The organism is Allocoleopsis sp. (assembly GCF_036703385.1).
Lineage (GTDB): Bacteria > Cyanobacteriota > Cyanobacteriia > Cyanobacteriales > Coleofasciculaceae > Allocoleopsis.
Map to the genome: position 1 here is coordinate 1 of NZ_DATNPA010000668.1, position 5,555 is coordinate 5,555.

5 protein-coding genes are annotated in these 5,555 nt (G+C 47.4%); 1 reads left to right on the forward strand and 4 read right to left on the reverse strand.

The features are described 5' to 3' along the window. Positions 1-186: 186 nt before the first annotated feature. Positions 187-2,514 carry a tetratricopeptide repeat protein gene (locus V6C93_RS31540; protein ID WP_333480632.1) on the reverse strand — a complete coding sequence of 776 codons (2,328 nt, stop codon included), beginning with the start codon at positions 2,512-2,514 and terminating at the stop codon, positions 187-189. A gap of 406 nt (positions 2,515-2,920) precedes the next feature. Continuing rightward, entirely contained in the window at positions 2,921-3,253 is a 333-nt protein-coding gene (gene rpsF / locus V6C93_RS31545; protein ID WP_333480634.1) for a 30S ribosomal protein S6, read from the reverse strand. Between the two features lie 210 nt (positions 3,254-3,463). On the opposite strand from rpsF, the gene V6C93_RS31550 reads away from it, so the two are divergent. Then, complete coding sequence (locus V6C93_RS31550; RefSeq protein ID WP_333480635.1) at positions 3,464-4,255, forward strand: fumarylacetoacetate hydrolase family protein; 792 nt, start codon at positions 3,464-3,466, stop codon at positions 4,253-4,255. Positions 4,256-4,446: 191 nt separating this feature from the next. Here V6C93_RS31550 and V6C93_RS31555 read toward each other — a convergent pair whose 3' ends face one another. Both V6C93_RS31555 and V6C93_RS31560 read right to left on the reverse strand, forming a co-directional pair. Continuing rightward, a complete protein-coding gene (locus V6C93_RS31555; RefSeq protein WP_333480636.1) occupies positions 4,447-4,926 on the reverse strand; it encodes a Tic20 family protein in 480 nt (159 codons plus the stop codon). Positions 4,927-5,090: 164 nt separating this feature from the next. Beyond that, the gene (locus V6C93_RS31560; protein ID WP_333480637.1) at positions 5,091-5,288 is read right to left on the reverse strand and encodes a hypothetical protein; all 198 of its coding nucleotides are present in this window, start codon (positions 5,286-5,288) and stop codon (positions 5,091-5,093) included. Positions 5,289-5,555: the final 267 nt, after the last annotated feature.

Below are 5,555 nucleotides of genomic sequence, written 5' to 3' on the forward strand. Positions count from 1 at the left end.
ACGAAATAACCGCAATAGGATTTACACCTGTAAAAGGCTCTTTTTTTGAGAGGATGTCTGAGGAGTATCTAAATGTCATGCTGAACGTAGTGAAGCATCCCATGCGACTTTTCAGACATCCTATGAGCAAACACGAGAAGCAGAGAAAAGCCAGGAATATTATAAAGCTCAACTCCTTTCTCTCTCCTACAAGCGTGGCAAAATCTCCGGTAATAACTGCCCCGGCACTTTCGAGAGCGCTCGGTTTTGCCCAGCAATACCACTATCGTTATAGATGGCACGAATCGCTTTAATGATATAGCCAAAAGCCATTTGATATGAATCTGATTGTGCCTCAAGACCTATGCAAACTTGAGAATGTTGCTCTAAAGCCGCTTCAAGATGAGCGATTTTAGACGGCTGGGCTAAAGAAAATTGCGGCTCTGTTGCCAGTTGGTAGTGTGCTAATCCTAGGTTATTGTGAGTGGCAAAGACATCGAAATTAACCGATATCGGCGGGTCATTTTGAGACAATTGCTGAGTCAGAACTAGTGCCTTTTCATACGCGGTAATACATTGTTCTAAATAGTCTGCCTGCTGTTGTGCTTTGTCGTGACAACGGTCTGCCAAATGCCAATAGGCTGTCCCTAAGTTGTTGAGTGTAGCCGCACAAGCAGCGGGAGCTACTTCGGGTGTCCGATACTTCATGGCCTCCTGATAGGCCGCTGTTGCCAGGGGTAACCAGGTTTCGGGTTGTTCGTACTGGGCAAGATTCCAGTAGGCAGTCCCTAGGTTATTTTGAATCATCGCCCAATTGAGAGGCTCCGATTGGGGAGAATAATAGTAGAGAGCTTCCTTGTAAGCTGCGATCGCAGCTCGTAAATTCACAGCTGAGGCTTGATGCTGAGCTAAATTCCAGTGCGCGGTTCCCAGATTATTCTGTGTGGAAGCATACTTCATCGGGTCACTGTCAGCACGGCGATAGCGCAAGGCTTCTTCATAAGCACGAATAGACTGCTCCAAGCTCTCTGCGGGGTCTTTATGCCGCGCTAAATCACCGTAAGCGGCTCCCAGATTATTCTGAATCATCGCGTAGGTGTGGGGCGCTTCTTCAGCCGTCAGCTTGGCCAAAGCCAGCTGGTAGGCTTGAATCGCTTGCTCCAAATAGGAAAGTGCAAGCTCCGTGCTGCTAGAGCAACGGGATAGCATCCAGTAAAGATTACCCAGGTCATTCAGGATATCTGAGGCTTGCGGCGAAGATTTGTCTAACCAATGCAGCGCCTGCTCATAAGCCTGAATGGCAATCATCAGGTTTTCTTCAGAAGCATCTCCCTGTTCTATAGCATGGCGATAATAATGACCCAGTTCTAAATAAGTCTCAGCGGGTGACTCGGTTGGCTGTGAGGGCGGCTGTTCTGAAGGCGTTGCGACTGGAGGTTGCAAGGGTTGCCCACTAGGTAGCGTATCTTGAGCCGATTCGCTTGATTGAGAATTTAGGGTAGGGGATTGAGGATAAGCAATCAGTTCATCAATCTGAAGTGTCTCTAATTCCTGATCTAAATCGCCCAGGCCAAATTCAGCATAAGGGGTTAGTGCCGAATGAGGGGTTAGCGGCATAGATATCCCTTTCCCCACTTGCTCCTGAGACGTTACCAGCTCCTTCTGGGTTAAGGGCACGGCCTCTTTGGAGTTAGGACTTGGGTAAGGATTCGCTGTCGTGTAATCCGTTGTGGATAAGGACGATAAGCCGATTTTAGCGACAGGTGTGCCCGATGCGGCTGGCTTGTTTTCTGAAGGGTTGTAAGGATAAGGATGTTGTTTTTTCCAAGTAATTTGCTCAAGAGGCTGTCGCTTGTCGCTCTCTGCTAAGTCATAACTCAGTAGCGATCGCAAATCTTCCCTGAAAGAACCCTTTACCGCCCCTGACTCTAAACCCACTGAATTCGGGGAAGCCTCTGGTTTAGAAGCACCAACTGGGGGCAAAGGAGTGGGCTCTCCTTCAAACTCAAAAATACCCGTGTGCCATTGCCAAAATTCTGGTACCGACTGCTGAATCATATGGAACCAAGGTCGTGGCAACCACAGCAGTAGCGTTGATTCCATTCGCCGCAGATTTCGGTCAATCGCTTGTAAACGCCTGAGAAACAATCGCTGCACCGACGGTGGTTGTCGTGTTAAGCGCTCGACCCCTAAAATTTGGAATCCCGGCACTGATGTAGAACTTCGGAATTGCCGATTTTGTGATAGACATTGAGCCATTTGGGCTAAAGGATTGGGGTCGCTCAAGTTTAATTTCAGGCTTACCAATTTCGGACTGCCCTGACCGTCCATTGAAGCAGCAGCTGAAATTGTGCCTAACTCGGCATGTAATTTACCTGCCAGACGGTTGCGCAGGCTCAAGTCATCACACACCGCCACAAAAATTTGGCGACGCAGACCAAGACTCAAGGCAAGTTTCAAGCGTTGATAGGTTTGCTGATTCCAGCTCGAAACTTTATGAGGGGCAGTATCCGTGAGTATCATATTGGTGGACACAAGGGCACAGGCGCTAAGGTTGCAGGTTTTCGCTGACAAAACAGACGGAAAAGTAGCACAAATAGTTATCTATAAACACTTCTTCCGACTCTGGTTACCTGGGTCAGGATTGGCTTTTCGCATCTCTGGGAGAGAAAACAGCGATTGGCTTGAGCACTTTCTTCAGTGACCAGTGACCAGTGACCAGAAACTGCAACTATCGTCGCCATCAGCAGGCGCGATGCCTTTGTGAAAATAGGTACAAATAAGCATCCCCGTCTAAACCAAAAATTCAGACGGGGATGATGGCACATTCGATAAAAAACCAGCCCTTCGGCAGCTACGCCAGAGAATTGCAACCTCTAATGTATAACTATCGGACTTTCCACACAGAGCCGCTTTTCTGGTAAAGGCTGATTTTGTGTTACTAAGCCTCTACTTCAGCTGGAGCTTCTTCTGGAGTGGCTTTTCGCTCTTGCAACTTCAGGGTCAGATAGCGAATCACATCCTCACTGAGACGCATGGCACGCTCCACAATTGCCACATGGGTGGCAGGCGCTTTGTAGTTCATCTGGATATAGATGCCTTCGCGTTGCCGTTGGATTTCGTAAGCCAGACGGCGCTTGCCGCGATGCTGAATTTCGAGTTCCTCTGCACCCTGTTCGCGCAGGAGATTTTCATATTTGGCGATCGCTTGGTCAACCTGCTCCTCTCCCATATCGGGACGCAGGATGTACATCATTTCGTAAGTGCTAGTCACGGGTGTTAGTCTCCTTATGGACGCTTGGCCTCTTCACTCAGACGATGGACAGTACCCAAAATCGGGTACTGTCCACCTAATCACAGAAGAAGCAAGGACTTAAAATCTTACTATTTTCTGCTATTAATTCTACCTAGTCGCCAGGGTCAATTAGCATCTACTCCCAACTTAGACGGCTTACGCTCTAGTTAGCAAGGAATATCTCACATCATGGCGCAGCGTTACGTCCGAATCAAAACTCCTAAAGGACAAACCTACTACGGCTTGTTGCAACTCACTCGCAGCATCCAGGTTCTCGATGCACCGCCTTGGTTGCAGGGACAACCGACGGATTTACAGCTAGAACCGGGCAGTTACGAACTGCTGGCTCCTTGTGCTCCGACAAAAATTGTGGCTGTGGGCAAAAACTACACGGAACATGCACAAGAAATGGGAACCTCTGTACCGAAAGAACCACTCCTGTTTCTGAAACCTCCGACATCGATTACAGCCGCCGATCGCGAAATCCAGTATCCTCCTCAGTCGCAGCGAGTAGACTACGAGGGAGAGTTAGCTCTCGTCATTGGTGAACATTGTGTAGACTGCACACCCACGCAAGCTCAGAGCAAAATATGGGGTTACACGATCGCCAATGATGTCACAGCTCGCGATTTACAACAACAGGATGGTCAGTGGACTAGAGCAAAAGGCTTCAATACCTTTTGTCCCCTTGGTCCTTGGATTGTCCGAGAACTGAGCGCTGGGGCAATGTTACAAACCTTTTTGAATGATAATCCGCAGCCCGTCCAATCCGCCTTGCTGGCTCAGATGGTGTTTTCGCCAGAATTTCTGGTGTCTTACATTTCCCAGGTGATGACACTATTACCAGGAGATGTAATTCTAACGGGAACACCTCACGGAATTGGCCCGATGCAGATTGGCGATCGCGTTCGTGTAGAAATTGAGGGCATCGGTCATCTAGAAAACACCGTTGTTGCGCGATCATCTCCAGAAGTACTTTAGGAGGAGATGGGTTCCAAAGGAGGGCTATTTCAATCTATTTCTATTAGTCTTCCTATTGGGTTAACGGGCTCTCAAGTTAATGGCTCTTAACAAGAGAGCTTGCACCAAATACCTTGTACTTTGCACAAAAAACTGTGTACTTTTAGGTTGAAAAAGGCGTAATTGGTAGCTTATTAAAACTATGCCAGATGTCAGCGGACTTGTGCGTAGGCGGCTTCAGAAAGCGAAGGAATTTCGGCGTAATGTCCTTGTAGCGACTTAACGACTGAATAGATACAGGCTGCCAGTGCTGCTAGAAAGACGAGAGCGAGCAATGTTTGTGTTACCAAATTGAATCCTAGTGGTTGCAGCATGTACTTCCAAAGCAGACTGCATAAAAATATGAGAATATCTAAAAGCAGTGCCTGCATTGTATTAAATCGAATAAAATGCTGAATTTTTTCATTTCTAACAACTAGTAAGAACAATAGGAAAAAAATGACTAAATCTGGGAAAGGTACAATACGGTAAATAAGAGTAACTGGTGTTAACAACAATACTAAAATCGCTGCTAAAGCCGGAAACTGTTGAAAGATAAAAACACCGAACGGAAGTGCAGAAAAGAGGGGAAGTAGATAAGGCAGGGAGGCAAAAATCCGATCTCTCACTGTTGTTGACCCGCGCCAAGTCATTGTGTATTCTCCTTGTGGATGTTACTTGTTATTTTTTCTGACTAAATTCAGGATAGCGCAGGCTAAAGGCCTACCTGGTCTGAAACGCTGGTAGATGTCCCCATATGCTCCTAGAGGTGCGATCGCCGATGCCAATTCATACTCTCGTTTTCCTCTGCTAGCAACTATTCGACGTTGGCAATGCGGAACCCCATCTCGCACTCATACTGCTCTGGTTGCTGGGGAGTTAGCTTGCGCACTGCATGACCACAGCCGAGTTTGCCTTGACGCCAGCGAGGTTGACCACTTTGATCGGCGAGTAAACAGGTTTGACAAACACAAGCTGGGGAAAGGATTTGCTCATCCATAAGAATGACTAACATCTCACACCTCCGCTTTAGCTCTAATGCCCCAGATGCTATTGATCTTAATTTAGGTATTGGGAGAGAAGTGTAGATAAACATACAGCTTAACTATCTCTACTATATCGAGTGGCAAACAGAGCTAAGATCGTTGACTCAAGCGCATCTTTCGGGACTAACGCAAGTGACTCAAAGTAACTTAGATTTTCTCATTCAAACCGATCCTGCCGTAGCGGAGTGTCTAGGGCAAGAACTCCAGCGCCAGCGCGATCATTTGGAGTTGATTGC